The sequence below is a fragment of the Paenibacillus amylolyticus genome (genome assembly GCF_047302515.1).
Lineage (GTDB): Bacteria > Bacillota > Bacilli > Paenibacillales > Paenibacillaceae > Paenibacillus > Paenibacillus amylolyticus_G.
In genome coordinates this window covers 1,941,691-1,965,817 of the sequence record NZ_CP168019.1, presented here as the reverse complement: position 1 = coordinate 1,965,817, position 24,127 = coordinate 1,941,691, and the positions used below count along the sequence as shown (strand labels likewise).

20 protein-coding genes are annotated in these 24,127 nt (G+C 48.0%); 4 read left to right on the top strand and 16 right to left on the bottom strand.

The features are described 5' to 3' along the window. Positions 1 to 11 precede the first annotated feature (11 nt). The 7 genes from ACDJ59_RS08675 to ACDJ59_RS08645 all read right to left on the bottom strand — a co-directional run bounded on the left by ACDJ59_RS08675 (position 12) and on the right by ACDJ59_RS08645 (position 10,386). Positions 12 to 1,148 carry an ABC transporter substrate-binding protein gene (locus tag ACDJ59_RS08675; RefSeq protein WP_413408404.1) on the bottom strand — a complete coding sequence of 379 codons (1,137 nt, stop codon included), beginning with the start codon at positions 1,146 to 1,148 and terminating at the stop codon, positions 12 to 14. Between the two features lie 68 nt (positions 1,149 to 1,216). Further along, complete coding sequence (locus tag ACDJ59_RS08670; RefSeq protein WP_413408402.1) at positions 1,217 to 3,190, bottom strand: hydantoinase B/oxoprolinase family protein; 1,974 nt, start codon at positions 3,188 to 3,190, stop codon at positions 1,217 to 1,219. Beyond that, positions 3,187 to 5,235, bottom strand: a complete 2,049-nt coding sequence (locus tag ACDJ59_RS08665) for a hydantoinase/oxoprolinase family protein (protein ID WP_413408400.1) — start codon at positions 5,233 to 5,235, stop codon at positions 3,187 to 3,189. Before ACDJ59_RS08665 ends, ACDJ59_RS08670 begins: the two co-directional genes overlap by 4 nt. Positions 5,236 to 5,276: 41 nt before the next feature. After that, the gene (locus tag ACDJ59_RS08660) at positions 5,277 to 6,014 is read right to left on the bottom strand and encodes an FCD domain-containing protein (protein ID WP_413408398.1); all 738 of its coding nucleotides are present in this window, start codon (positions 6,012 to 6,014) and stop codon (positions 5,277 to 5,279) included. Between the two features lie 232 nt (positions 6,015 to 6,246). Beyond that, positions 6,247 to 6,909 (bottom strand): class II aldolase/adducin family protein, encoded by a 663-nt coding sequence (locus ACDJ59_RS08655; protein WP_413408396.1) that lies wholly within the window; start codon positions 6,907 to 6,909, stop codon positions 6,247 to 6,249. 70 nt (positions 6,910 to 6,979) lie between these two features. After that, entirely contained in the window at positions 6,980 to 8,470 is a 1,491-nt protein-coding gene (locus tag ACDJ59_RS08650) for a rhamnulokinase (protein ID WP_413408395.1), read from the bottom strand. 125 nt (positions 8,471 to 8,595) lie between these two features. After that, complete coding sequence (locus ACDJ59_RS08645; RefSeq protein WP_413408394.1) at positions 8,596 to 10,386, bottom strand: L-fucose isomerase; 1,791 nt, start codon at positions 10,384 to 10,386, stop codon at positions 8,596 to 8,598. Between the two features lie 412 nt (positions 10,387 to 10,798). Between ACDJ59_RS08645 and ACDJ59_RS08640 the strand changes: the two genes are divergently transcribed. Further along, a complete protein-coding gene (locus ACDJ59_RS08640) occupies positions 10,799 to 11,815 on the top strand; it encodes a LacI family DNA-binding transcriptional regulator (RefSeq protein ID WP_413408393.1) in 1,017 nt (338 codons plus the stop codon). A 234-nt stretch (positions 11,816 to 12,049) separates the two neighbouring features. Here ACDJ59_RS08640 and ACDJ59_RS08635 read toward each other — a convergent pair whose 3' ends face one another. Genes ACDJ59_RS08635 through ACDJ59_RS08625 form a run of 3 tightly spaced genes read right to left on the bottom strand, consistent with a single transcriptional unit; the run spans position 12,050 to position 14,737 of the window. After that, positions 12,050 to 12,943 carry an NAD-dependent epimerase/dehydratase family protein gene (locus ACDJ59_RS08635; protein WP_413408392.1) on the bottom strand — a complete coding sequence of 298 codons (894 nt, stop codon included), beginning with the start codon at positions 12,941 to 12,943 and terminating at the stop codon, positions 12,050 to 12,052. Positions 12,944 to 12,955: 12 nt separating this feature from the next. Next, the gene (locus tag ACDJ59_RS08630) at positions 12,956 to 13,711 is read right to left on the bottom strand and encodes an SAM-dependent methyltransferase (RefSeq protein WP_413408391.1); all 756 of its coding nucleotides are present in this window, start codon (positions 13,709 to 13,711) and stop codon (positions 12,956 to 12,958) included. A gap of 45 nt (positions 13,712 to 13,756) precedes the next feature. After that, positions 13,757 to 14,737: a Gfo/Idh/MocA family protein gene (locus ACDJ59_RS08625; protein WP_413408390.1), complete on the bottom strand. Its 981-nt coding sequence runs from the start codon at positions 14,735 to 14,737 to the stop codon at positions 13,757 to 13,759. Between the two features lie 192 nt (positions 14,738 to 14,929). Here ACDJ59_RS08625 and ACDJ59_RS08620 point away from each other — a divergent pair, with 192 nt between their 5' ends. Continuing rightward, positions 14,930 to 15,514, top strand: a complete 585-nt coding sequence (locus ACDJ59_RS08620) for a bifunctional transcriptional activator/DNA repair enzyme AdaA (RefSeq protein ID WP_413408388.1) — start codon at positions 14,930 to 14,932, stop codon at positions 15,512 to 15,514. Continuing rightward, on the top strand, positions 15,511 to 16,329 hold the full coding sequence (locus tag ACDJ59_RS08615; RefSeq protein ID WP_413408386.1) for a radical SAM protein: 819 nt from the start codon (positions 15,511 to 15,513) through the stop codon (positions 16,327 to 16,329). Before ACDJ59_RS08620 ends, ACDJ59_RS08615 begins: the two co-directional genes overlap by 4 nt. 168 nt (positions 16,330 to 16,497) lie before the next feature. On the opposite strand, the gene ACDJ59_RS08610 is transcribed toward ACDJ59_RS08615, so the two are convergent. From ACDJ59_RS08610 to ACDJ59_RS08585, 6 genes are all read right to left on the bottom strand, one after another. Then, positions 16,498 to 17,604: a Gfo/Idh/MocA family protein gene (locus ACDJ59_RS08610; RefSeq protein WP_047843312.1), complete on the bottom strand. Its 1,107-nt coding sequence runs from the start codon at positions 17,602 to 17,604 to the stop codon at positions 16,498 to 16,500. A gap of 96 nt (positions 17,605 to 17,700) precedes the next feature. Next, positions 17,701 to 18,426, bottom strand: coding sequence for a ThuA domain-containing protein (locus ACDJ59_RS08605; RefSeq protein WP_047843313.1), 726 nt, complete (start codon positions 18,424 to 18,426; stop codon positions 17,701 to 17,703). A gap of 70 nt (positions 18,427 to 18,496) precedes the next feature. Continuing rightward, entirely contained in the window at positions 18,497 to 19,669 is a 1,173-nt protein-coding gene (locus ACDJ59_RS08600) for a Gfo/Idh/MocA family protein (protein WP_413408384.1), read from the bottom strand. Between the two features lie 54 nt (positions 19,670 to 19,723). Then, the gene (locus tag ACDJ59_RS08595; protein ID WP_413408383.1) at positions 19,724 to 20,773 is read right to left on the bottom strand and encodes a LacI family DNA-binding transcriptional regulator; all 1,050 of its coding nucleotides are present in this window, start codon (positions 20,771 to 20,773) and stop codon (positions 19,724 to 19,726) included. Between the two features lie 279 nt (positions 20,774 to 21,052). Further along, positions 21,053 to 22,129, bottom strand: a complete 1,077-nt coding sequence (gene glpX / locus ACDJ59_RS08590; protein WP_413408381.1) for a class II fructose-bisphosphatase — start codon at positions 22,127 to 22,129, stop codon at positions 21,053 to 21,055. Positions 22,130 to 22,819: 690 nt separating this feature from the next. Continuing rightward, complete coding sequence (locus ACDJ59_RS08585) at positions 22,820 to 23,338, bottom strand: GNAT family N-acetyltransferase (protein WP_413408380.1); 519 nt, start codon at positions 23,336 to 23,338, stop codon at positions 22,820 to 22,822. A gap of 124 nt (positions 23,339 to 23,462) precedes the next feature. On the opposite strand from ACDJ59_RS08585, the gene ACDJ59_RS08580 reads away from it, so the two are divergent. Continuing rightward, on the top strand, positions 23,463 to 24,107 hold the full coding sequence (locus ACDJ59_RS08580) for a YczE/YyaS/YitT family protein (protein WP_413408379.1): 645 nt from the start codon (positions 23,463 to 23,465) through the stop codon (positions 24,105 to 24,107). The last annotated feature ends 20 nt before the right edge of the window (positions 24,108 to 24,127 follow it).

Below are 24,127 nucleotides of genomic sequence, written 5' to 3'. Positions count from 1 at the left end.
CAACAATCCTTTTATTGAAGCTTTGTTTTCACGAGTCGATCCCATAGTTCTTTCCAGGAAGAACTGTTCTGTGCAAGCACATCCCAGTCTGGATTAATGCCGTTACTTTGCGTTTCGACGGAGAAGGAAGGATCATCCTTATACTTGTCCGGAACTGCAGCTGTCGTACTGGTTACTGGCGTACCTGTTGCTTCTGCGTATTGTGACAGCGCCTCTGCGCTCAACAATTCGTTAATAATTTCGTTTGCAACACGTGTCTGCTCTGGTGTTGAGCCTTTCACTACCTGAAGTGTGTAGGGGAAGGAGATGGCACCTTCGCTCGGATATGCTACGGCCAGTGGAGAGCCGCCATCAATCCATGTCTGTGCAACCTGTGCACTGAATGGGGCAATGAGAGCATCACCTGACTCCAGCAGTGCCTTCAGCTGATCATTGGATGAAACCAATGTGCCAATCTGGTCACTGCGATCTGCCCAGAACTGGAAGGCTGGCTCGGGATTTTCATAGGTTGCGCCAATCTCTTGACCTTTTGCAGCAATAAGTGGGGAGATATAGGAATAGAACATGTAGTCCCAGAGCGCAGTTTTTCCTTTGAACTCCTCGTTGTCCCACAGATCGTTCCAGCTGGTAGGCGGCGTTTTCACCAAGTCTTTGTTATACACCAAGGCGAAGCTTGAAACGCCCCAGACCACACCTTTATTGTCTGGCTTGTGGAAGGACTCCGGAATATCCTTGATATTGGTCACGATGCTGGTATCCAGTGGCTCCCACATGTCATCATTCAAGCCTTTTGCCGTCGCATCTGCATTGAAGTAACCGAAGTTAACCACCGGATTGTTGGCATCAGCCTGCTTGCTAGCGACCATCTTCGGGTACATTACCGAATTGGAGGATTCTTCAAAGGTGACTTCAACGTTGGGATGTTCTTTCACATACTCGGCAACCACTTCTTTGGGAACGACATCCTGATTGGAGCCAGCCCAGATAAACATCGTCAGCTTAACTTTGTCTCCGCTTGCTCCTGAAGAGTCGCTCTCTCCGGCAGTATTACTTGAGTTGCCTGCTCCACCGCAGGCGGAAAGCACCAATGTACCGGCCAGTGTCAGAGAGGCGAGGCTGAGAAAGCGTTTTTTGTTGAATTTGAACATGCAAATTCCCCCATCCATGTAGTTGTTTTTTCCGATATGACAGAACTAGATAGTCTCCATACACTTGATCAATGCAACCCTATTTGCTGGCGTAAACCTTCCATAATGTCGGATATCTCCCGCGGATCTACAGATAGGGAATCCTTATACTTCTCCTCTACAACGCCCATGGTCTGACGCTTCAGGTAGTCTCTTAGTGCAAGCGGAGCATTCAGCAAGGCCTGATTCAGCGTTACCTGCATCTCATCGCTCCATATGTCTTCAAATTGCTCCCGCGCCTTGCCATAGGCGAATTCCTCCTGCTGCCGTGGTCGCTTGGCTCGCATTTGTTCAGTATCGCTCTCGTTCAGCTTCAGGTCGTCAATCACAACACCGTATAACTCAAGGGCTTTCTCCGGGGATACAAGCCCACTTCTTACATCTTCCAGAACCAGACGAGAATCACGCTCATACGGATCTCCATATCCGCCTCCGCCTTGTGAAAGAAACGTAACTGTTTCTCCAGGTTGAAGTAGCAACTCATCAATTCTTCCCAGATGATCCTCACTTGCACGTCCAGCATTAAGAATCGCTTCTCCATGTGAACCTACGCCGCCACCGAGTCTGCCCCAAGGCTGGAACTCCATACGCTCCATATTTCTGGCCGTCATCACGGTATCGGGTGTTAGAATTCTGACGCACAGGTCAATTCCGCTTCCGCCGCGGAAGGTACCTGCACCTGCCGAGTCAGCACGAAGACCATAATGCTCGATCAACACAGGCATCTCGGATTCCACCGTTTCCGCAGGAATATTCCGAAGATGACCGACCGCAAAATCCATGCCATCAATCCCGTCTTTCATCGGCCTAGCTCCCGAACCTCCACAGATCGGCTGTATTACGCCCACCTTTTTCTTGCCATCGGATGCATCTGTCATCGCCATCATGACGATGCAGGCTTGTCCTGCCCCTGCCGCGGGAACCATACTGCCCTGAGCTTTCCCCAGTGCTCCCGTGATAACGTCCATCAGCCGAATAAAGGTCGCGGCGCGTGCCCCAACAGCTGCCATCGGCTCCGGATTAAGTACGGAAGCAGGCGGCGCGTAATTTCGCACCATACGAATCATGCCCGAATTCCAAGGAATCGTCGGATCGAGCGTACGGAAATAACGAATGAGTGCGGGCACCAGCATGTAATGGCCCTGTTGGTTGTGGGTAGGAATGTTGAATGAAGCTCTGACCTGAGGATCGGTGCCGCTAAAGTCCAGATGAATGTCACTGCCTGCAATCGTCATTTTGCAGCGCAAGCGGATGGGGTACCCTCCTGGGCCTTTCTCCAGATAGTCCCAGAAGTCATAGGAACCGTCCGGGATATCCTGCACGATAACACGTGCCTTCAGCTCGGCATATTCCAGCAATTGTTCGATGCCCTGCTGAATTTTTTCCACACCATAACGTGCAATGAGTTCCTCAAGCCGCTGCTCTCCCCGATTCAATGCAGCCATAAGCGCTTTGAGATCACCGAGATTTTGCTCCGGAATTCGGCTGTTGTCCAGAAACATGCGCAGGATCTGCTCGTTCAGAACACCAGCTTCATACAGTTTGACTGGTGCGATTCGAATGCCTTCCATATGAATATCGTAGGCGCTGGGAGATACGCTCCCTGGTACCTTGCCGCCCACATCGGATGAATGAACAAAGCACATGCCGTAAGCGATGATTCGCCCTTCGTGAAAATAAGGCTTGATGAGATGAATGTCTGGAAGGTGTGTGACCATGCCTTTAGTGGAATAAGGATCATTACATATGACGAGATCCCCTTCTTTCCAGTCTTCTATGCTGTTAATGGTCGCGGCAGCAGGGATGCCCAGAGAAAGATTGTAACCCGTCTCCAACGGAGATCCGAAAGTTTCACCAGACGGTGATAAGAGGTATGTTCCAAAATCGCCTGTTTCTTTGACAAAAGCGGTGAATCCTGTGCGCAGAACAACATTCGCCATTTCTTCTACGGCAGCTTGAATTCGGTTGTTAAAAATCTCAAGAAAGACCTTGTCGCCGATCATGCTTCCACCTCCCCAATCACGTTCCCGTGGCCATCCCGGTATACCTTATATCCAGGCGGGATAAAGATCGTTGTATCATATTCCTCCACAATAATGGGCCCGGGGATGGGAGCATCCACCGATGGAATCTGTCCTCTTTTCAGTACCTTGGCTGTCTGCTGTACATGGTCAAAGGTGATGAGCCTTTCTTCCGCTGCACTCTCATCAAATGGCAAATCTGCCGGATCTACGGTGTTATGGGTAGGTAGCACACCAACAATGGTTGCTCTGAGACTTACAAACATAACCTCTGCCTCTGGCTGACTGATGCCAAACACGTTTTGGTAAGATTCATGGAATTTAATCCCTGCCTTCTTGGGATCTTCAATTTCTTCCAATGTCAGCGTAACCTCTATATCAAAGGCCTGTCCCTCATATCGCATATCTGCACTGTATAGGCAATAAATATTGTCCAGCTTGACACCACCACGGGCTTCCTCATCGACCCAGCTACGTCCCTGGTTTTCCAATTCAGCAAAAAGAGAGCTTAATTCACCAGGCTCCAGAGTCTGGGTACTTTTGTGTAATGTATGAACGAAATCATTGCGGAGATTGGCGACTGTGCAGCCCATGGCACACAGTGTTCCCGGAGATGGCGGGATCAGCACTCTGCCGATACCTACCTCGCGTGCCATCAGAAAAGCATGCATCGGGCCTGCTCCACCATATGCGAGCAACGTAAAATCGCTGGGATCAACGCCCTTGCGAGCCATGAGGGGAGAAAACTGAGCATACATATTGGCAGTTGCCACATCAAGAATGGCTTGCGCAGTCTGTTCGGCATTCAGTTCAAGCTTCTGTCCCAGATTGCCCAGAGCACGCTCTGCAAGTTCGGGATACAGACGCATTTGTCCGCCAAGGAAACGGTCAGCGTGCAAGATACCGAGCTGTAGATAGGCATCGGTGGTTGTCGGCTCTTCTCCCCCGCGCTGATAACATGCCGGACCGGGGTTGGCTCCCGCGCTGCGTGGCCCCACCTTGAGTACGCCTACGGAATCAAGCCAGGCAATTGAACCACCACCAGCTCCTATAGCCGTTACATCAACAGCAGGAATGATGACAGGAAAATCTCCAACCTTGTTCTCAGAAGAATAACTCGGTTCTTTGTCAATGAGGGCAACGTCAACACTTGTCCCACCCATGTCAAATGTGATGACCTGATGAATGCCCGCTCGTTCAGCAATATGGGTCGCGGCGATTACACCGGAAGCAGGCCCGGACAGCAGCGTACGTACCGGCTCATTAGCCGCTCTGGCAGCCGTCATAATTCCACCGTTGGACATGGTCGACAGCAAGTTGGCTTTGAGGCCGTATGCCTGAATCCCTTCTTGCAGACGCAGGAAGTAAGACCCCATCCGTTCACCTACATAAGCGTTCATGGCCGTTGCGAGTGTTCGTTCGAACTCACGCTGTTGTGGCCAGATGGCGCTGCTTCGGCAGATGAACAGTTGCGGATAACGTTCCCTGATCAGATCTTCTGCAAGCTGCTCATGAGCAGGATTCACATAAGCATGTAAAAAACTGATCGCCAAAGCGGTAACGCCATCCTCCACCAGCTCATCCACCGCTTGCAACAGTTGTTCCTCATTCAGTGGCTGGAGTATGCCCCCACTCGCAATGACCCGTTCATCGATTTCCTTAACGCGATGTCTCGGTACTAGTGCATCGGTCTTGTCACCATACAGATTGGTTGTATCCTCAAGTCGCAACCGGCGGATTTCAAGAATGTCACGGAATCCTTTAGTGACCAGCAGACCTGTAACTGCGCCATTTCGCTCAATCAACGTGTTAACGCCAAGCGTTGTTCCATGCACAAACAGATCAATCTCATGAATATTCACGCCAGTCTCCTTCAACTGATCAAGTGCGTTAAAAATCGCCTGTTCCGGAGCTACTGCAATCGATGGCGTCTTCAGCGCCGCAATCACCCTGCCCTGATGGTCCATCACCAGCGCATCCGTGAAAGTACCTCCGATATCTATGCCTAAACGGTAGATTGTGTCCACAAGCTCAACTCCTTTATCACCGGGTCTGTTTCTAAGGAATGTTATTGGTTTTGCATGGCGAAATAACGTTTGACATCATCGATCATTTGGTTGATATGATTCACCATTGCCGCTTCAGCCTGCTCCGGAGAGCCCGCTACAATAGCATCCAGAATCTGCTGATGATCTACAACTAATTCACTTCCTACTCTCCGGCGAATATATGCTGTTTCCAGAAAATCGCGGCTTGTCTCCCACACCAGTTCAACCGCATGCAGAAGAATTTGGTTTTGCGCAGCATAAGCCAGCAATCTGTGAAACTCCCGGTCCTCCTCGTATGGTATAATATTCTTGGAAAGCAATTCATGTTGGTTGGCAATAGATGCTTGCAACAGTACTATGTATTCTTTCGAGGCACGTTGTGCTGCCAGGGAAGCGATCTCCCGTTCAAGAGCCCTTCTGGCAACGAGAACATCTAGCAGAGCCTTTTCACCGGAATGGTTCAGCATCTGAATTAACTGTGAGTTCACGCTTTGTTGCTGCAAATCTCTTTCCAACGTCTTCATTCGATCCAGACCCTGTTCGGTCAAAGTTCTTCCCTTGCGACCTTTCAGAACCGTAAAACCTTCAACATCCATCTCCATAAGTCTTCTTCCGATGGTTGCCTGACTCAGACCATACGTTTTGCCCAAAGTATGAACCAACGTACTGGCCCCGATGGGAGCGTTAGCGTCTCGAAGCTGCTTTAGCAGTTCGTATTCCAACTCCATTTCGTTTAGCTCAGGACCCACTGTTTTCACCCCTCTTAGATACTTAATTGTTTTTTAATCTTCTTCGTAGTTGTTACTCACTGATGATTAACGTTAGTATACCTTGCAGACATCACAATTTCAACAATTCTCATCAAAATAGTGTGAATTATTCCCTCAGCTATACTGTTCGCCTTTTCAATTCAAAATTAAAATTAAAAAAGAGCATTTCACATCCTTTATTCCAGCGTTTATCTGGAGGATGCAATCTGCCCTTAAGGTATCAGGACTTGAGTTGTTGCAATAACTGCACACGGTAGGCTTCACTTTCAAGGGATTGAATTTCCTTATATTCTTCAGCAGTTAACACTTTGGGTTCCCCCGCTGCCTTGGCGATCATATATACTTTCGCACTTTCTTCCACCACTTGGGTGCGGTAATAGGCTTCGCGGAGGTTTTTACCCGTTGTGACCAATCCGTGATTGACGAGAATGAGTGCCGTATGTTCTTCTACCTTTGCTGAGACTGCATCGGCAAGTTGTTTCGTCGTTGGTAGAACATATGGAACGAATCCGATATCGCCCACCAATGCCGACTGATCAGGAAACAAGTGTGGCAATTCATCGAAAACGAGACTGAGTGCGATTGTATATGCCGGATGCGTATGCACAATGGCTTGGATATTAGGGTTCACACGATAACTGTACAGATGCATCAATACTTCGGAAGAAGGGCGTGTTGCTCCCGCGCTAGTCGCCCCTGTCTCGATATCAATAGCGATCCATTCGTCAGGCTCCAGATCCTCAAGTGCATAACCACTCGGAGACAACAACATCGTTCCCCCAGAGCGAGCGCTCAGATTCCCACCGGGTCCTACCACCAACCCTTGGGCAACTGCTCTGCGAGCATATTTCGTCAACTCTTCCCTTACTTGCTGTTCAGACATGTTGCTCACCACTCCTCATACTTTTCTTTTTAGCATTTTGCGTCAATGCTCATTGCATTGAATCTGTTCATTACCTTTTGATTTGATTCAGACTTTGGTAGTTTTCATAAGCTTCCTGCCACAGCTCTGTATCCTCAGGCTCATAGGTCTCGGGGGAAAAGGAAGCAGCCATGACCTCCCGTACCTCGGCCAAGCTACTCACTTCTCCATGCGCAAGGAATTGCAGCATGCAATTACCGGCTGAAGTCGCCTCAGCCGGGCCTGCCACCACCGGGACACCGGCTGCATTGGCTGTAAACTGGCATAATAGTCGATTGTGTACACCACCACCAACCATATGAATGACACGAGGTCTTATACCTGTAATCAACTGCAATTCATCCAGCGTCTGTCTGAATTCCAGTGCAAGACTTTCCAGAATGCAGCGTACAATCGCTCCAGTCGTTTCGGGCACTGTCTGTCCGCTGGCACTGCATTGTTGCCGTATTCGTTCAGCCATATTCCCTGGAGCCAAATACACGCCATCTCCCGGCGATACATAACTTTGATGCGGCGCTGCCAAGCTAGCCAGTTGAATCAGTTCTTCATGTGTAAAAGGTTGATTCTCCCGCTCCCATTGCCGTTTGCTTTCCTGTAGCAGCCACAAGCCTGAACGATTTTTCAGGGTGCGTACTTTTCCACTTACCGCCCCTTCATTGGTGAATCCTAATGCACGACTTCGGTCATCCAATACAGGTGTATCACGCTCCACCCCCATAAGAGACCAGGTGCCACAGCTGATAAAAGCAAAATCCGAATCCATCGCAGGGATTACTGCCAAGGCAGATGCCGTATCATGTGAGCCCACAGAGACTACCTGCATCGGTCCAGTCCGTAACTCGGCGAACAACTCATTTGTTAAATCGCCCAGCACGGTACCCGGTTGAACGAGTTTTGGAAATAATGATTCCGGTATACCGAGACGCCCGATCAGATGTTCATTCCAACGCGCCTCGCCTGCATGCAACAGCCCACTGGTACTTGCAATCGTATACTCACAAGCCTGCTGACCAGATAGATAATAGTGAAATAAATCCGGCATAAATAACATGCGCACATCCGGACGCAAAACTTCGGCCTGCTCTCGTACACTGCCTAGCAGTTGAAATACTGTATTGATCTGCTGCGGCAAAACGCCGGACATGGCATACAGTTCTTCTTCTTTCACCATGTGCAGAACTTCTTCCATCCACTGTGCATTGCGTGCTTCCCGATAGTGACGTGGGTTCGAGCACAACCTTCCCGCACCATCCACCAGTCCATAGTCCACTCCCCACGTATCCACAGCTATAGAACGGACCGATGGAGAGACGCCTTGCGTCCCTTTCACAATGCCTTGTTTTAATTCATGAAAAAGTCGCAAGAAATCCCAATACAATCCGTCCCCCAGCTGCACGGGTTCGTTGTTGAATCGATGCACTTCTTGTAATGAGAGTCTGCTTCCATCAAAAGAACCCCGGACTACGCGTCCACTACCGGCACCGTAATCGGCAGCAAGCACATGTGTTGCTTGATTGCCCATTCTTTCAAGCCTCCTTAACTCTACGCGATAAGCCATATTCGAGTTCTGAACACAGCTTTCAAGAGAACGCCATGTTACCTTCATTTCATAAGGAACATGGCGTTTGACAGGAATGGAACTTTATTTTAACGATATAACGGGCCAAATACACTGCAAGCACGGTAGTCTGCACTCTCCGGCTCACTTGTGCCGAACAATCCCCATGCACGCGGACGGAAAATTTCCGTTTCAGGTACATTATGCATATTTACCGGAATGCGAAGCATGGAAGCGAGCGTAATCAGATCTGCACCGATGTGTCCATACGAGATGGAGCCATGGTTAGCGCCCCATTGATTCATGACCTCGTATACGGAAGTAAACGCTCCCAATCCGGTTAGAACAGGTGCAAACCAGGTGGATGGCCAGGTTGGGTCTGTCCGCTGATCCAGCGTATCATGCACATCTTCAGGCAAATCGACTGTGTAACCCTGAGCGATTTGCAACACTGGTCCCAGTCCTTTGACCAGATTCAGACGTGTCATCGTTACAGGCATGCCACCTTTGGTCAGGAAATCCGCTGAATAGCCGCCCCCGCGGAAATACTCTACGGATGCCGGTCTCCACGATGTTGCTTTTAGGCAGTCCTGAACTTCCTCATCTGTAATTTCCCAGAATGGCTTGAGTACAGGCTTACCCTCTCTGGACTGTTGCCCAGTGCCATCCAAGGCTGCGGAACCGGAGTTAATCAGATGCAGGATGCCATCCTTCGCGTTTCCTTCCAACTGGTGCCCCGTCACACGCTGTACTGAATCCGGACTCCAATACGTACGCACATCAGCGAAGATCTGAGCCGTATGTGTGAGCAGCGAACCGAATAACATCGATACCCCGTTCAGGCTGTCATTCTCCGTTGCAACCAGATAAGGCGCACGTTTGCCGTTCCAGTCAAAGGAAGAGTTTAATATCGACTCCAGAAAATCTCCGTTCGGAGAATGATCCGTCCACTGCCGTTGTCCCTGAAAGCCGGATACAATCGCATGGTGACCCATCGATTCCTCTGTAAAACCAAGCTCTGCCAATCTTGGGTTGCCAGCCATCAAGTCACGCACGATTTGGGTCATTTTCACAACGGTTTCCCATTCGTACTCTTTGCGTTTGCGATCTGTTTGCAGATGGGCAGCGTTGTTGTCTGGACCTTCGCTACAGTTCTCCTTCACCCAGGCCAGTGCGAGTTTATACTCCTCGGGGTCATAGATCTCTTCTTCAATACGACGAGTGAGTTCACTCATATCCACATATTCGTTTCGCATGCCCAGATACTCCTGGAAAAATGAATCGTTCACAATCGAACCTGCAATCCCCATGGATACCGATCCAATGGACAGATACGCTTGCCCTTTCAAGGTTGCGGCTGCAAGACCCGCACGGCTGAACCGGAGCAATTTCTCACGCACGTCATCGGGAATTGTTATATCCCCGCCGTCCTGTACATCCTCTCCATAGATCCCAAAGGCCGGAATCCCCTTCTGTGCATGGGCAGATAGAACTGCCGCCAGATATACAGCACCCGGACGTTCAGTCCCGTTAAAACCCCAAATAGCTGTAGGAATGGATGGTGACATATCCATCGTTTCCGTACCATAACACCAGCATGGTGTCACGGTGATCGTTACGCCCACGTTGGAACGGCTGAATAGTTCTGATGCTGCGGCCGCTTCGGCCACTCCGCCGATACAGGTCTCGGCCACAACACATTCCACCGCGGACCCGTCAGGATAACGCAGTTCGGCTGCAAGCAGTTCCGCCACAGATGTCGCCATCCGCATCGTTTGCTCTTCCAGTGACTCCCGAACACCTTTGCGTCTTCCATCAATCGTGGGACGAATACCAATCTTGGGAAAAGCCTGCTTATAACGATAATCCTGATGTGTCATACTGGAATGTCCTCCTTCAATTCGTTTCATAGAATTTGGGTTGAATTGAGAAACCTTCTGTCTGATCCATATGCATTGATTGGAATAAGATAATGACGGAGATATAACCGATACCCGAGTTGCACGCAAGAACTACATACACAGATTACCAAGAGCCTTGCTTGAGATTGAATGCGTTTACATGTTTTAAAAAATAACAATAAACCACTTCATTAATTAGCTATGTATGTAGTTCCTCTATTCAAGAAAATGGAACGTGCATGAGCGAATTCAACAAAATGGTTTATGTAGTAAAGACGTTCAGAACCCTTTAGGGTTATCGGTAACCCTAACATAGCATGAGCCTATCTTGCTGTCAATTGGCATTATCCTATAGAATGGTAAGACTATGTTGCGGAAAGGTTAGATTCTAATGATTACCATTTACGATATTGCCAAAAAAGCCAACGTCTCCGCCATGACGGTCTCCAAGGTCATTAATCATACAGGCCGCATAAGTTCCGCGACACGTGAACGTGTGCAACAGGTGATCGACGAACTGGGTTACATCCCGAACTCCAATGCACGCAGCCTTGTGCTTCAACGAACCCAGATGCTCTCCCTGCTTATTACGGATATTACCAACCCTTTTTATACAACACTGGCCCGTGGTGCTGAAGATGCAGCCCATCTTCGTGGGTACCGTCTTTTATTCGGCAATAGTGACGAGGATTACAATAAGGAAAAGGATTACGTGGATGCGATTCTGTCTACTCGTGTGGATGGTGTCCTCTATGCTCCGGCGGGAGATCGTTCTCTTCCTCATCTAAAACAACTGCAGGAACGTCACATTCCGTTTGTTTTTCTGGACCGCACCGTACCTGGCATTACGTCAGATATCATTGCTGGAGATAGCCTGGAAGGCGCGATTGAGCTGATTCGATACCTGGTGCAATTGGGGCACCGGCGCATTGCACTGGTCAATGGTTCGTCGGAGGTTTCTACCGCCAGACTGCGGGAGGAAGGTTATGTAGCGGGTTTACGTGAGGCCGGAGCTGATATCGATCCCGAGCTTGTGCTTCGAACCGGGTACCGGGATTTCAGCGATGAAGAGGGACTGGATCGCCTACTCTCTCAACCGGATCAACCAACAGCCATTTTTGCCGCCAACAACATGCTGGCAATTGGGGTCATTCGGCTTTTGCGCAAACGAGGACTGCGTGTACCAGAAGACATTTCTGTTGTGTGCTTTGACGATCTGGATCTGGCTTCTGCTTTTGATCCTTTCCTAACTGTAGCTGTACAACCAGCATATGACTTTGGGTTTCAGGGCGTACAGATGCTGATTGACCGAATTGAGGGTAAGTCCCCTTCCGAAGCCCAAACCGTCATTCTACCATCAGAACTGCGCATACGGGCTTCAGCCACTACTCCACGTGAGCAAAAATAGAGTTAAGCGCAAGAATTGACTAAATAATATCGTGTAAATGATTAGTCCCACTTATCTGGATTAGGTCCCGTTCAAATTCCAAAAATGTACAACATAAACAGGGTGCACCGGAGATTCGCTCTCGTTGCACCCTGTTTGAAGTTCATTCGCTGAAATAATCCGTCGTTCGAGCCGTTTGGTGCGTCTGTTTCATTCAGGCTCGTCGTTTCCTTCAGTTCCATCCATGCCGATATTCTACCGCTCCGACTGTAATGCAAGAGCGACCTCACGAACGAGTCCCGGGAACCAGTCCATCAGAGGTTCGAACGTATATCCCGCTTGTTCAGCTTTGGTCGTCTCCATCGTCCATGATTGCTCAATTCCGAAGGGTGACATGTCCTCTTTCACCGTTTCCGTGAGGATCTGTGACTGCATGCCTGTGACCGTCTCGATCAGATGTATCATGGCTGACAGCGTAATCGCACCCTTGGAAGCTGCATTCACCGGACCGGTATTGGACGAATGTCCAAGCCAAGCGAGAAATCTTGCCGCTTCGGTGGAATTGATAAATCCAATCTCCGCATTCGGATTTGGCATGCCGATCGGTTTTCCTTTTTGCACATGTTCAATATGAAAATGAAGTCTTCTCGTATAATCATCAATCCCGAGTACAATGGGAATGCGCATCGCCACAACCGGGAAATCCGCTTCCTGGAAAAATACAGCCTCCGCAAGCCGTTTGCCTTCTCCATACGAAAAATCCTCTGCACTTCCATACTGTAATGGATATGTATACGGGTCAAAATCCGTTTCCTTAAATCCAGGTCTGGGATCACCGTACACCGAAAGTGTGGATGTCAGAACGTATCTTTTGGTGCGTCCTGCAAAAGCGTCACATGCCGCTTTCGCCGCATCTGGGGAATAACAGATATTGTCGTACACAACATCCCACATGTCTGTCTGCGCAACCTGTGCCAGAGATTCCGGGTCTTCACGATCCATCTTGATTCGGTTTACTTCGGGTCCGAAGTCAACATCCGTTTTACCACGAGTTGCGACTGTGATCTGAGACTTCCCTTCCCACAGCAAGTGATCCACAAGACGTTTACCGAAAAAACGTGTACCCCCAAGTATAAGTACTTTATTCATCCAAAAAACCTCCTATCTCGTTCGATTATGTTTAACAATTTGAAGCATGGTGTGAGCATTCCGTTGAAACTCATATGAAGTTGGTTCTTCGGATACCGTGTACCCAAGCTCTTCGAGTATTAATTTTAATTCATCCATGTGCTTGTAACGTTCACCAGACAGATCCACAGTTGGAAAAATACGAACCTCTCGTTTGCTCACACGCAACAGTTCCATTACGGTTACAACATGAAAATCAACATCCAATCGATCCGCATACGTAAACAGGAAATGGGCGGATAACGTCAGATCGAATTGTTCATCGGCAAAGGGTAGATCCGGGAGCACAGACGTCACATAACGGTCAGGAAACATTCTCATATCTGCGACGCAATCTGTGATGGCACGAGTTCGCTCTTCCTTTAACCCCTGGATTGATCCAAATTGATCCCACACATATATGCTTTGCACCGGTTCCATCTGTTTCATCGTATGCTCAATATCCTGGAATCCCTTTACTTCAAGTTCGTCGATCTCATATTTGTAGGCCATATCCACGGCCATGGGGTTGGCACCTAATTTGCGCGCTTGGCTACTAAACGAACAGGCACCGCCTGGACAATCCAGAATGGACTTGCCTGTAAGATCCTCCACCGTCAGGTTGAACATTTTCATATACTCCTCGAAGGTTCTTCCTATGAAAACGATCTGTGTCAGTTCCAAACCTCCAGATTCATTGGACTGCTGATCTTCTCGGCTGTTCTTCTGACGCTCTCCATTGTTGCTCATCTCATCTCGTCTCGTCTCGTCTCAGCTTCCTTTCCTGCGCTTGAATCAATCGTTAGGGAACACAAGCCCAATCTGCTTCCGAATCTGATCCATGACCTGCATCGTCACATAGGAACGTTCATACGTGTTCATGTCGGACTCCTTTTGTCCTTGCTGAACCAGATTCACGAACTCCTCCACTTCATAATACATCGCCGGATGGTTTTGTTCGACTGTGAGCTGCTCCACCGTACCGTCATTGTAACGTATCTCTGCATGTTCCGGTGAGCCAATCTTGTCAATGATGATGCTGCCCAGCTCACCCATGATTTCGCTTGGTAGATGAGAGTTGGAGATTTTGGAGTATGTAACGACCGCATCCATCCCATCATAGTCCAGCAGCACACTACCTTGTCCATCCACGCCAGATTCCAGCATCATCGCTTGGGATTGAACCCGGTTAGGTTCACCGAACAACGTAATCAATGGATAGAGACAATACACACCGAGATCCATTAATGCCCCATTAGCGAGTTCAGGCTTGAACGCGTTCAGGACAATCCCCTCTTTGTACTTGTCGTAACGCGAAGAATATTGAGAGTATCCTGCTACGTATTTGCGGACAGGACCGATTTTATGCAGGCTCTTCTGCACCATTTTGAACTGGGGAACAAGAGTCGATTTCATCGCTTCCATGAGCAGAACCTGATGTTTTCGTGCTGTATCGATCATACTCCGAACTTCCGCGCTATTCGCAGCCAGAGGTTTCTCGCACAATACATGTTTACCGTTTCTCAGAAAAAGCTCAGCCTGCTCCGCATGAACCGTATTCGGTGTTGCGATGTAGACTGCATCAATCACATCACTTGCCGCCAACTTTTCCAGATCGGTGAATCGGTGTTCCACATCATATTTATCTGCAAATGCATTAGCCTTATCTTCAGTTCTTGAATACACGGCGGTTAATTTGAACCCTTCAACCTGTGCTGCGGCTTCAAGAAGCCTTTCTGTAATCCAGTTGGTACCCACTACGCCAAAACGAACCATGCTTACCTACCTCTTTCATCTATAAATTTCATTTGAGTTCTAAACCTGTATACCATCTTGTATATTGTAGCTCATATTTCGTTCAGATTGAAGGAAGGAGCCATATCCCCAAATATTGATATCTTGCTTTTTAAGTTGAAACTTCGTCAATCCCTTGGAATCAGGGGTATAATTAGAGATGAGGTGATCACCGTGGAAAGTCCAGATCAAGATCGCATACTGCCCAAATCTATAGATGAAAAATACTGGCATGCCATCATCAACAACGATAATTCTTATGATGGAACGTTCTTTTATGGTGTGCAGACAACGGGTATCTTTTGCCGACCTTCCTGTAAGTCCAGAGCACCCAAAGCTGAAAACGTGCTGATATTCCAACATGTTGAAGAAGCATTGGCACGAAAGTTCAGACCCTGCAAACGTTGTAAACCTACAGGCGAGCGGGTACCTGATCAGGAGTGGATATACGGGATCACGGATTACATCGAACATCATTACGCCGAACCTCTATCGTTAGAGGTCCTTGCCACTGTAAGTCATGGCAGTCCTTATCATCTACATCGTGTGTTCAAGCGGATTACAGGCCGCACACCGGTTCAATATATTCAGGATAAACGAATTACCGAAGCCCGGAAGTTGCTTGAGCATACCGGACTTACCGTCACCGATATTGGCCGCCATGTCGGTATACCTAACTCAGCTTATTTCATTACTGTATTTCGCAAACACACAGGTCTCACACCTGCACACTACCGCGAAAGGCATGAGAACTTATGAAGACAAATCTTACTTACAAAGTACCCAAAACGTTACTCAACAAGGGGACAGGGTTTCTTAATGGATATACACATACACTGAATCCTTACACAGGCTGCGCCTTCGGTTGTTCTTATTGTTATGTCAGACAGATGCCTGTCTCCCTATTTCGTAAAGAGGATTGGGGGAGCTGGGTGGATGTAAAACAAGAGGCCTCCCGGGTGTTCGCCAAAGAGTTGCAGCGTGCCCTGACCAAAGGGAAAGTTACTCTGTTCATGTCATCCAGTACCGACCCGTATCAACCCGCCGAATACAAGGAGTGTATCACGCGTTCATTACTTGAAACGATGGTACAGCATCCGCCCGATTTTGTATTAGTCCAAACCCGCAGTCCACTCGTTACCCGGGATATAGATCTGCTACAGCAGTTAGGTGACCGGGTTCGGGTCAGCATGACGGTGGAGACGGATCTGGACGATATGCGCAAGCATTTCAGTCCTTCCGCTCCCCCAATTGCGGGCCGATTACGTGCATTGGAACAGTTGCGGGATGCCGGAATACCCACGCAGGTTGCGATTGCTCCCGTATTACCCAGCAGTGAACAGTTTGCAGCCATATTGAGACCTCTGGTTCAACGTGTATGCATTGACGATTACTTCATGGGCGACGGCAGTGAGGGCAAGCGCACCCGTCGACTCGGCATGGAGTCGCTCTATCAGCAAGTGGGGATGGAGCATTGGTATCATCCAGATGCGTATCAGACTGTAGTTCAGCGGATGAAAGACTGTTTTGCCGAGGATGAGATCTGGATCAGTCAGGCGGGATTTGAGCCATAAATGGCTATATAAGTTGAACTAAAGAATATTTACACTGGACACTCCAATGACAGAACAACCTTCCGATCGCTGTTATTCCCAGATTTTTTTGATTTAATAAAAAACAGCCCCTTTCCTTGTTCGAAGGAAAAGGGGCTGTTTATCATGATATAAGTCATAATGGCTATCTTATTTATCCAATGTATACAATGGCAGATCCACCGGCAATGCAGCCGGGCGCTGACACGAGCTTTTCATCTGGTAGAACGTCTGTTCATCTGATGAATCGTGGAATGCCCACATGGCCTCAAGTACGTGGTATGCCAGCTCCCCACTCGCACGGTGTGCACGTCCACTATGTGCTGCATAGGCCATATCTGCCACACCGATGCCGCGTGTATTTTCCTGATATCCTGGGAGAAGCGGAACTTCCGTCCATTCATGTTCACCCAGCAAGCGATAACGAACCGGACCACCAAAGGTGTTAGGGTCAGGTACTTGCAATGTACCATGCGTGCCATATATCTCAATCGGTGGCAGTGCACTTCCGCCAAATACGTCAAAACTTGTAATCAGTGTGCCAATGGCCCCCTGTTCAAACTGTAACAGACCGGTAACGTGAGTTGGAATTTCGACGGGAACCGTCTGACCTCTCTTTTTCTCACTCGTAATCGTGCGCTCTTCCATGGCTTTACCTGTCATGCCTGCGATCGACTTGATCGGGCCCATTAGTTGGACCAATGCCGTGAGGTAGTACGGACCCATGTCAAACATTGGCCCACCGCCTGACGCGTAATAAAACTCCGGATCTGGGTGCCAGTGCTCATGACCACGACTCATCATAAATGCGGTCGCCGCCACCGGCTTGCCGATTACCCCTTCTTCCACCAATTGAAGTGAAGTCTGGATACCTGAACCAAAGAACGTTTCTGGTGCACAGCCCACAAGCAATCCTTTACGCTTCGCTGTTTCGAGCACGGCCTGCCCTTCTTCACGGGTAACCGCGAGCGGTTTTTCTACATACACATGTTTGCCAGATTCAAGTGCCCGCAAGCATACATCCGCATGAACGGAAGGAATCGTCAGGTTGATAATAAGCTCAATCTCGGGATCAGCCAAGATTTCGTCGACGCTGTATACGTTAGGCACGTTATAGGCTGCTGCCTGCTCCTCGGCACGTTTCCGGTCGAGATCCGCAACAGCAACAAGTTCCAGCACCTCGAACCGGTGACAGTTTTCCATATAAATACCGCTGATTTTACCGCAGCCAATAATGCCTACTTTCATTGTTTTCATACCTGGGGCTCCCTTCGCCGTGGATCAGAAATGGTTTATCCATTGAGGATGAATGGTTAACACTGAAGTTACGTTTGCAATCCAACTACAATCTCATTAGTTCTGGTTGTCCGCCATACCTGTGTACACTTCGGTTGCTGAACTTACTCGACTCTTGGCAAGTTCTTTGCCTGCTGCTGTCCATTTGAATCCACTGCGCATCATTTCAGTCACGGGTTTCATGTCTACAATGTCTGCATGATGTCCCAGGGAGTTATAGAATACCCGTCCTGCGCCCCAGCGTTTCGTCCAGACAACAGGCATATCTACAGGACCATTCGCCGCATGCGGACCAGCCACCACTGGAAAACGAGTTGTTGCCAGCACTTCCACTGCCGGGTCTACGTGCAGGTAGTACTGTTCACTTTTCACCTGAAAATCTTCAATATGATCCAATAACGGGCTAGAGCCACGCTTCATGTTTACCATATACTCCACACCATCATTGCCTGGATGAGCAACCCATTGTCCACCCGTCATAAACTGCCAGTCTACGTTATTTCGGAAGGCATCACACATCCCCCCATGAAGACCAGCCAAGCCAACACCGCTCTGAACAGCCGCTGATACGTTATTGACGAGTTCTTGCTCAATCTGTCCCATTGTCCACAACGGCACGATCAGATCCAGACCTAGCAGCTTCTCGGCATCCGCATAAGACTCCAACGTATTTGAGACTTCAACCTCAAACTGTTCTTCCTTCAAAATACGCTCAAAAATCGCTGCTACCTGCTCCGGTTCATGTCCATCCCAGCCGCCCCATACAATCAGTGCTTTACTCATCGTTTATTCACTCGCTTTCGCCTAGTTTAGTTGTGTTCAACCTTATTTCTGACGTCACTGTTTTGCTTGCTCACATCTCTTCAAGCGTCACCCAGCGCCGTTCTGTTACCGAACGTTCTACCGCTTCCAGTACAGCCTGACAAGCGACCCCATCGTGGAAACTCGGTGATGGTTGGCGTCCTTCAGAGATCGCTGTCACCAGCTCCAGCATTTCATGCGTGAACGTGTGCTCGAATCCAATCGTATGTCCGGCAGGCCACCAGGCTTCGGCATATTTGTGTGCAGGATCGGTTGCCAGTACTCGGCGGAATCCTTGTACGTCCTCTTCATCCTTTGTAAAATACACTTCCAGTTCGTTCATCCGTTCAAAATCAAATCGTACGCTACCGAGACTGCCGTTAATCTCAAACGAGTTCGTACTACGATGCCCCGCTGCAAAGCGTGTAGCCTCGAAGCTACCCAGTGCACCTCCTGCGAATCGTGCCAGGAATAGTGTGGCATCATCAACAGTTACTTCTCCCATCGGTGCATCTGCATTGGAACTGCCCTTGGCACTTAGTCCGGTCATCTCGGCTGCAAGTGGTCGTTCTTTGATGAATGTTTCGCTCATGCCGATGACTTCCTGGAATTCACCAACAAGGAAACGAGCCAGATCGATTAAATGCGCGCCCAGATCCCCATGGGAACCGGAGCCAGCCACTTCTTTTTGCAAACGCCATACCAGCGGGAACGAAGGGTCCATGATCCAGTCCTGCAAGAAAAAAGCACGGAAATGATAGATTTTACCTAATCGTCCGCTCTCCACCAGATCCTTCGCTAATTGCACCGCAGGTGAGAAACGGTAGTTGAACCCCACCATATGTGCGACTCCAGCATCCTCTGCTGCCTGAAGCATCTCACGCGAATCCGCAAGTGACAAGGCCAGTGGTTTCTCACAAAACAGATGTTTGCCCTGACGAGCTGCTTCCAACGCAATTTCCTTATGGGCATCACTTGGCGCATTAATATCAATCAGATCGATATCATCCCGCTTCACCAGTTCACGCCAATCAGTTACACTTTCGGACCAACCGAACTGATTCGCTGCCTCCTGCACTCCCTGCTCGTTACGTCCACAGATCACAGACATCTCAGGCTGCAACGGAGCAGACGGGAAAAACATCGGCAGACTGCGATAGGCATTACTGTGGGCCTTCCCCATAAACTTGTATCCAACCATTCCGACACGAAGACGATTTGACATGGTCATTTCCTCCTTTGGAATAATAAAAAGTCTTTCAATATGTGTACCAATTAACTATTGACGGATAGAAGAAGCACGGATGATCAGTTCGGTAGGCAACAACGCTCTCGCTGATTCGGTTACCGCTACAACAGAGTTATTCGCTTTATGTGTATCACCCACAGACCCATGCATAAGCTTCGATACTGCAAGTTCACCCATCGCAAAAAATGGAACCCTGACGCTGCTCAGCGGCGGAACCGCCATCTCGGCGGCATCGGAGTCGTCATAACCCACAAATGCCGGAAAATCCGCAGGCCTTATTCCCCGCTCACGCAAACCATGCATGACACCAATGGCCATCCGGTCATTGGCCGCAAATACAGCATCAATCTCATGTAGGCGATCTGCTACAATCGCTGCCGCCTCAATGCCACTTCGTCTACTATAATTCCCTTTAAGCAATAGACTCGGGTCCAGCTCCATACCTGCTTCTTGCAGGCCAAGACGAACGCCTTCCATTCGCTCCTGGCTGTTAGAATAGCTGTCCGGACCATTGAGAAAAGCGATTTTGCGATACCCCTGATCCGTAAGATGACGTATGGCAAGTCTGCTTCCTTCCACATGATCCGCATCCACTTCCGTGAACGATTGGCCCTCAAAATGCTGATTCATGACACAGAATGGGTGTCCTTCCTGATGAAGTTGCTGCATGGCCGCCAGTTCTTCATGATCATCTCTGGCACCAAGGATAATGCAGGCGTCCACTTTCTGACGCCGGAACAGATCCGTATAATTCATCACTTCACCGGGTGTTCGGAACATAACCAACAGGTCCATGCTATTGTCTCTGGCTTTGCTTCCAATCCCACTCAGCATTTCCGAGAAAAAATACGCCGAGAACAGATGCGCCTTCGGAACATAAGGTAATACCACGCCAAGGTTCCCGCTTTTACTTCTGGCAAAACTGCGAGCAAGAGCGCTGGGCACATAGCCTAACTGTTCGGAAGCTTCAAGAACCTTGCGGCGTGTCTCTTCTTTAATTGGACCTACCCCATTAAGCACCCGGGAGACCGTCGCCTCGGAAACACCCGCAAGATCAGCCACTTCTTTACGAGATGCCATGAATTTCACCCCCTTCTAGCTCACCTATTAATGATGTAGTAATTAAAAATCGATATTTATGTACGCGCGTACATTTTCTCATGCCATGTAACCGTTGTCAATGCTTTTAACACAAAAAAATAATGAGGGTTTGGATTAATCCAAGCCCTCATTATTATCTTGCCAGAGATGGTATTTTCATTAACTTCATGTTCTGTAATCTTAGGGGTCCAAGTTACTTATCAAACTCACTACAAGGATTTCAGTTGATCCTGTTTGTTCAATTATGGGGAGTGCAGCTCACAACGTCGTTGTAACGCCAAGATCAACGGAGGATTGACTAAACTCAGCCTGTTCCATTGTTTTCGCATGAATGCGATCCGAGGGTTCTGGCGTGGATTGGAGCTGTCTTACTTTGTGCAGCACTTCTTTGTTAGGCAGGAAGTGTTGGGAACGAATGAATCGAATTGTTTTGGTTTTGGCACGCATAACAATCGAATCCGTCTCGGCACGATCATCCGCAAGATATCGTACCCCTCCCAAGATCTCACCTGGCGTCACACCTGTTGCAGCAAAAATGACATCCTCTGTGCCGATCATATCCTGCATCGTTAACACTTTGTAAGGATTATCAATCCCCATCTGCAAGCAGCGCTGAAATTCGTCCGCGTTGGCAGGCATCAGGCGACCTTGAATCTCGCCCCCAAGGCAAGACAGCGCTGCGGCAGCCAGCACACCTTCTGGCGCTCCTCCAGATCCGACATAGAGATCAATGCCTGCCTCCGGGAAGGCAGGTGCCATTGCACCTGCAACATCACCGTCACTGAGGAACTTGATCCGCACGCCAACCTTGCGTAGCGTCTTGATTGTGCTCTCATGTCGTACACGATCCAGAATCATCACAGTGAGGTCCGAGATGTTTTTGTTCAATGCGGCAGCGGCTTTCTCCAGTGTGACTTCAACTGGGTCTTCAATGCTGACCTTGCCTACAAGCGCAGGACCTACCGCCAGTTTCTCCATGTACATGTCCGGTGCGTGGAGCAGGTTACCTTTTCCCGCCACTGCAATAACCGATAGAGCGTTGTTTAGTCCTTTGGCCACGATTTCTGTACCTTCGAGCGGGTCTACAGCCACGTCAACCTCAGGCCCCTCAGCGTTGCCCACTTCCTCGCCGATGTACAACATGGGTGCTTCATCCATTTCTCCTTCACCGATTACCACCGTGCCGCGAATGGACACGGAATCGAACATGGCGCGCATGGCCAAAGTAGCCGCTTCATCTGCACTGTTCTTGTCGCCTCGTCCCATCCAGGGTGCTGAAGCTAACGCAGCCAATTCTGTTACTCTGACAATTTCCAACGCCAGTTCGCGTTCCATTTTTCCCACTTCCTTTCCAATTTCCAAAAGCATAACGTGAAAGCGGTACTAAATCCATCGCAAATCCATATGAAATTGATCTATAATCGGCGTAGTAGCGCCTTTTTAACGATGTATTCCTTATTTATCCAATTAATATATTGATCGATTTCGCTCCTTTTTTCGGCTGGTTTTAAGAGTCCAATCCTCCTGATTTCTCACTTGAAATATTAATTTTAGTTTCCATTTTCCGCTCTAAAACTAAATAATTCAACATGGTGGATTATCACGTCCGTTTCCTGCGTAAAAAGTTCTTTTAACATGAGGTATATACAACTTATATACTGATTATTAAGAACGTAACTCTATCTAACATAATACGAACGAAAACGATTTTCGGCTGACTGTCCAAACGTAGAAATAAACTAATAAATTGTATTGATGATCCTTAGATCAGCCTATTACCTTCACGATTATTGAGCAAAATATTCCTGTTAATTATGTATTAATCAGGCCTTTAACTTTTGCTAAAGCCATAGATGCAGCTTATGAAGGTCATCGAAAATAATAAGTTTACATAATATTTATTATGTTTTAAACTTCGTCAATTTCTTCATTTTATTATTCAACGGTTCTGGTAAAACATAAAAAAGCCCGAAAGAATTCTGCTCAATAGCATTTTTCTCCCAAGCTTTTCCCTCGATGATCCAGTTACAGTATCGTTTTTTTCATTATAAAATCAATCTGTTCCTCATCTCCCATGTAAAACGCATGGGCTCCTGTCTGTACAAACCCCATCTTTTCATAAAATGCGATGGCATTTTCATTTTTCTCCCACACCCCTAACCAAATATTCGTTTTGTGATGTTCTTTTGCCATCTCTATGGCTTTATAGAGCAGCACTTTACCAAGGCCATGTTTTTGGAACTCTTTTTTGATGTACACACGCTCGATCTCGAGAGATTCCAAGCCCATATTCTCCGTCTGAGTATCATTGATATTCACCTTCATGTACCCAGCAACTTGATTGTTGACATAAATAAAAAGAAATTGCGAATCCGCCATGGACAGTTCCGTTTCTAATTGCTCCCGATTAAACGCCTTTTCCAGATAAGCTTTCATATTTTCGGGTGAATTTTGCGCTTTAAACGTTTCATTAAACGTCTCATAACTAATCTCCTGCAGTTCACATACATGTTCAATGGTACATATCTCTATACGAATCGTCATCTATATTCACATTCCTTTAACAAGTTAATCGTTTGTTGCAAATGCAATAAAAAAGGGTTACATTGAATTTAACTCAATTTTGTTGTATTTGCAACATAATATCAAAAAAAGAGGGTGAATGAATTTGAAATATGTACTTTTTGTCGCAGGTATTCTAATCTTAACACTTGGCATTTCCCTTACCATCCAATCTGAACTGGGCACCTCACCGTTTGATGCACTTCTGGTAGGGCTGTCACATCATGTAGGGCTAAGTGTAGGAAGCTGGGAGGTCATCATTGCTTTCCTATTAATTGGATGTAATTCGCTTTTGAAGCAGCAAAAACCCGAGTTCCTGGGTCTCGTCACTGCATTCATTACTGGTGTGGGGATTGATATCTGGCTTTATGTATCTGATTCCTTGATCACACCCGAAGTTTGGTACAGCAAATTAATGACTTTTGTCATTGGTTTAATGATCATCAGTATCGGCACGGCAATTTATTTACAGACCAATTTTGCACCCATTCCGATTGACCGCTTAACATTAATCTTGCATGAAATCACTCGAACTCCCTTATTTGTATCGAGAACATTGATTTACTTTGTATTTCTAATTCTGGCATTCCTGCTCAGTGGGCCGATCGGGCTTGGAACGTTGATAACCGTATGTTGTGCAGGTGTACTTCTTCAGTTCATCATGGGCCATACGAAAAAGATAATAGATCGCATATTAACAGACATGGATATATCGTCACATACTAAAAGTGAAAAAGAACATTCCGTCTAATCGGTGTACACCTTCTACAC

Bases quoted from the DNA above. Each gene is read 5' to 3' on its own strand.
- ACDJ59_RS08585 (WP_413408380.1), bottom strand. From the start codon at position 23,338: ATGACGATTCGTATAGAGATATGTACCATTGAACATGTATGTGAACTG.
- ACDJ59_RS08675 (WP_413408404.1), bottom strand. From the start codon at position 1,148: ATGTTCAAATTCAACAAAAAACGCTTTCTCAGCCTCGCCTCTCTGACA.
- glpX (WP_413408381.1), bottom strand. From the start codon at position 22,129: ATGGAACGCGAACTGGCGTTGGAAATTGTCAGAGTAACAGAATTGGCT.
- ACDJ59_RS08600 (WP_413408384.1), bottom strand. From the start codon at position 19,669: ATGTCAAATCGTCTTCGTGTCGGAATGGTTGGATACAAGTTTATGGGG.
- ACDJ59_RS08655 (WP_413408396.1), bottom strand. From the start codon at position 6,909: ATGTCTGAACAGCAAGTAAGGGAAGAGTTGACGAAATATGCTCGCAGA.
- ACDJ59_RS08615 (WP_413408386.1), top strand. From the start codon at position 15,511: ATGAAGACAAATCTTACTTACAAAGTACCCAAAACGTTACTCAACAAG.
- ACDJ59_RS08640 (WP_413408393.1), top strand. From the start codon at position 10,799: ATGATTACCATTTACGATATTGCCAAAAAAGCCAACGTCTCCGCCATG.
- ACDJ59_RS08635 (WP_413408392.1), bottom strand. From the start codon at position 12,943: ATGAATAAAGTACTTATACTTGGGGGTACACGTTTTTTCGGTAAACGT.
- ACDJ59_RS08670 (WP_413408402.1), bottom strand. From the start codon at position 3,190: ATGATCGGCGACAAGGTCTTTCTTGAGATTTTTAACAACCGAATTCAA.
- ACDJ59_RS08625 (WP_413408390.1), bottom strand. From the start codon at position 14,737: ATGGTTCGTTTTGGCGTAGTGGGTACCAACTGGATTACAGAAAGGCTT.
- ACDJ59_RS08595 (WP_413408383.1), bottom strand. From the start codon at position 20,773: ATGGCATCTCGTAAAGAAGTGGCTGATCTTGCGGGTGTTTCCGAGGCG.
- ACDJ59_RS08630 (WP_413408391.1), bottom strand. From the start codon at position 13,711: ATGAGCAACAATGGAGAGCGTCAGAAGAACAGCCGAGAAGATCAGCAG.
- ACDJ59_RS08645 (WP_413408394.1), bottom strand. From the start codon at position 10,386: ATGACACATCAGGATTATCGTTATAAGCAGGCTTTTCCCAAGATTGGT.
- ACDJ59_RS08610 (WP_047843312.1), bottom strand. From the start codon at position 17,604: ATGAAAACAATGAAAGTAGGCATTATTGGCTGCGGTAAAATCAGCGGT.
- ACDJ59_RS08605 (WP_047843313.1), bottom strand. From the start codon at position 18,426: ATGAGTAAAGCACTGATTGTATGGGGCGGCTGGGATGGACATGAACCG.
- ACDJ59_RS08650 (WP_413408395.1), bottom strand. From the start codon at position 8,470: ATGGGCAATCAAGCAACACATGTGCTTGCTGCCGATTACGGTGCCGGT.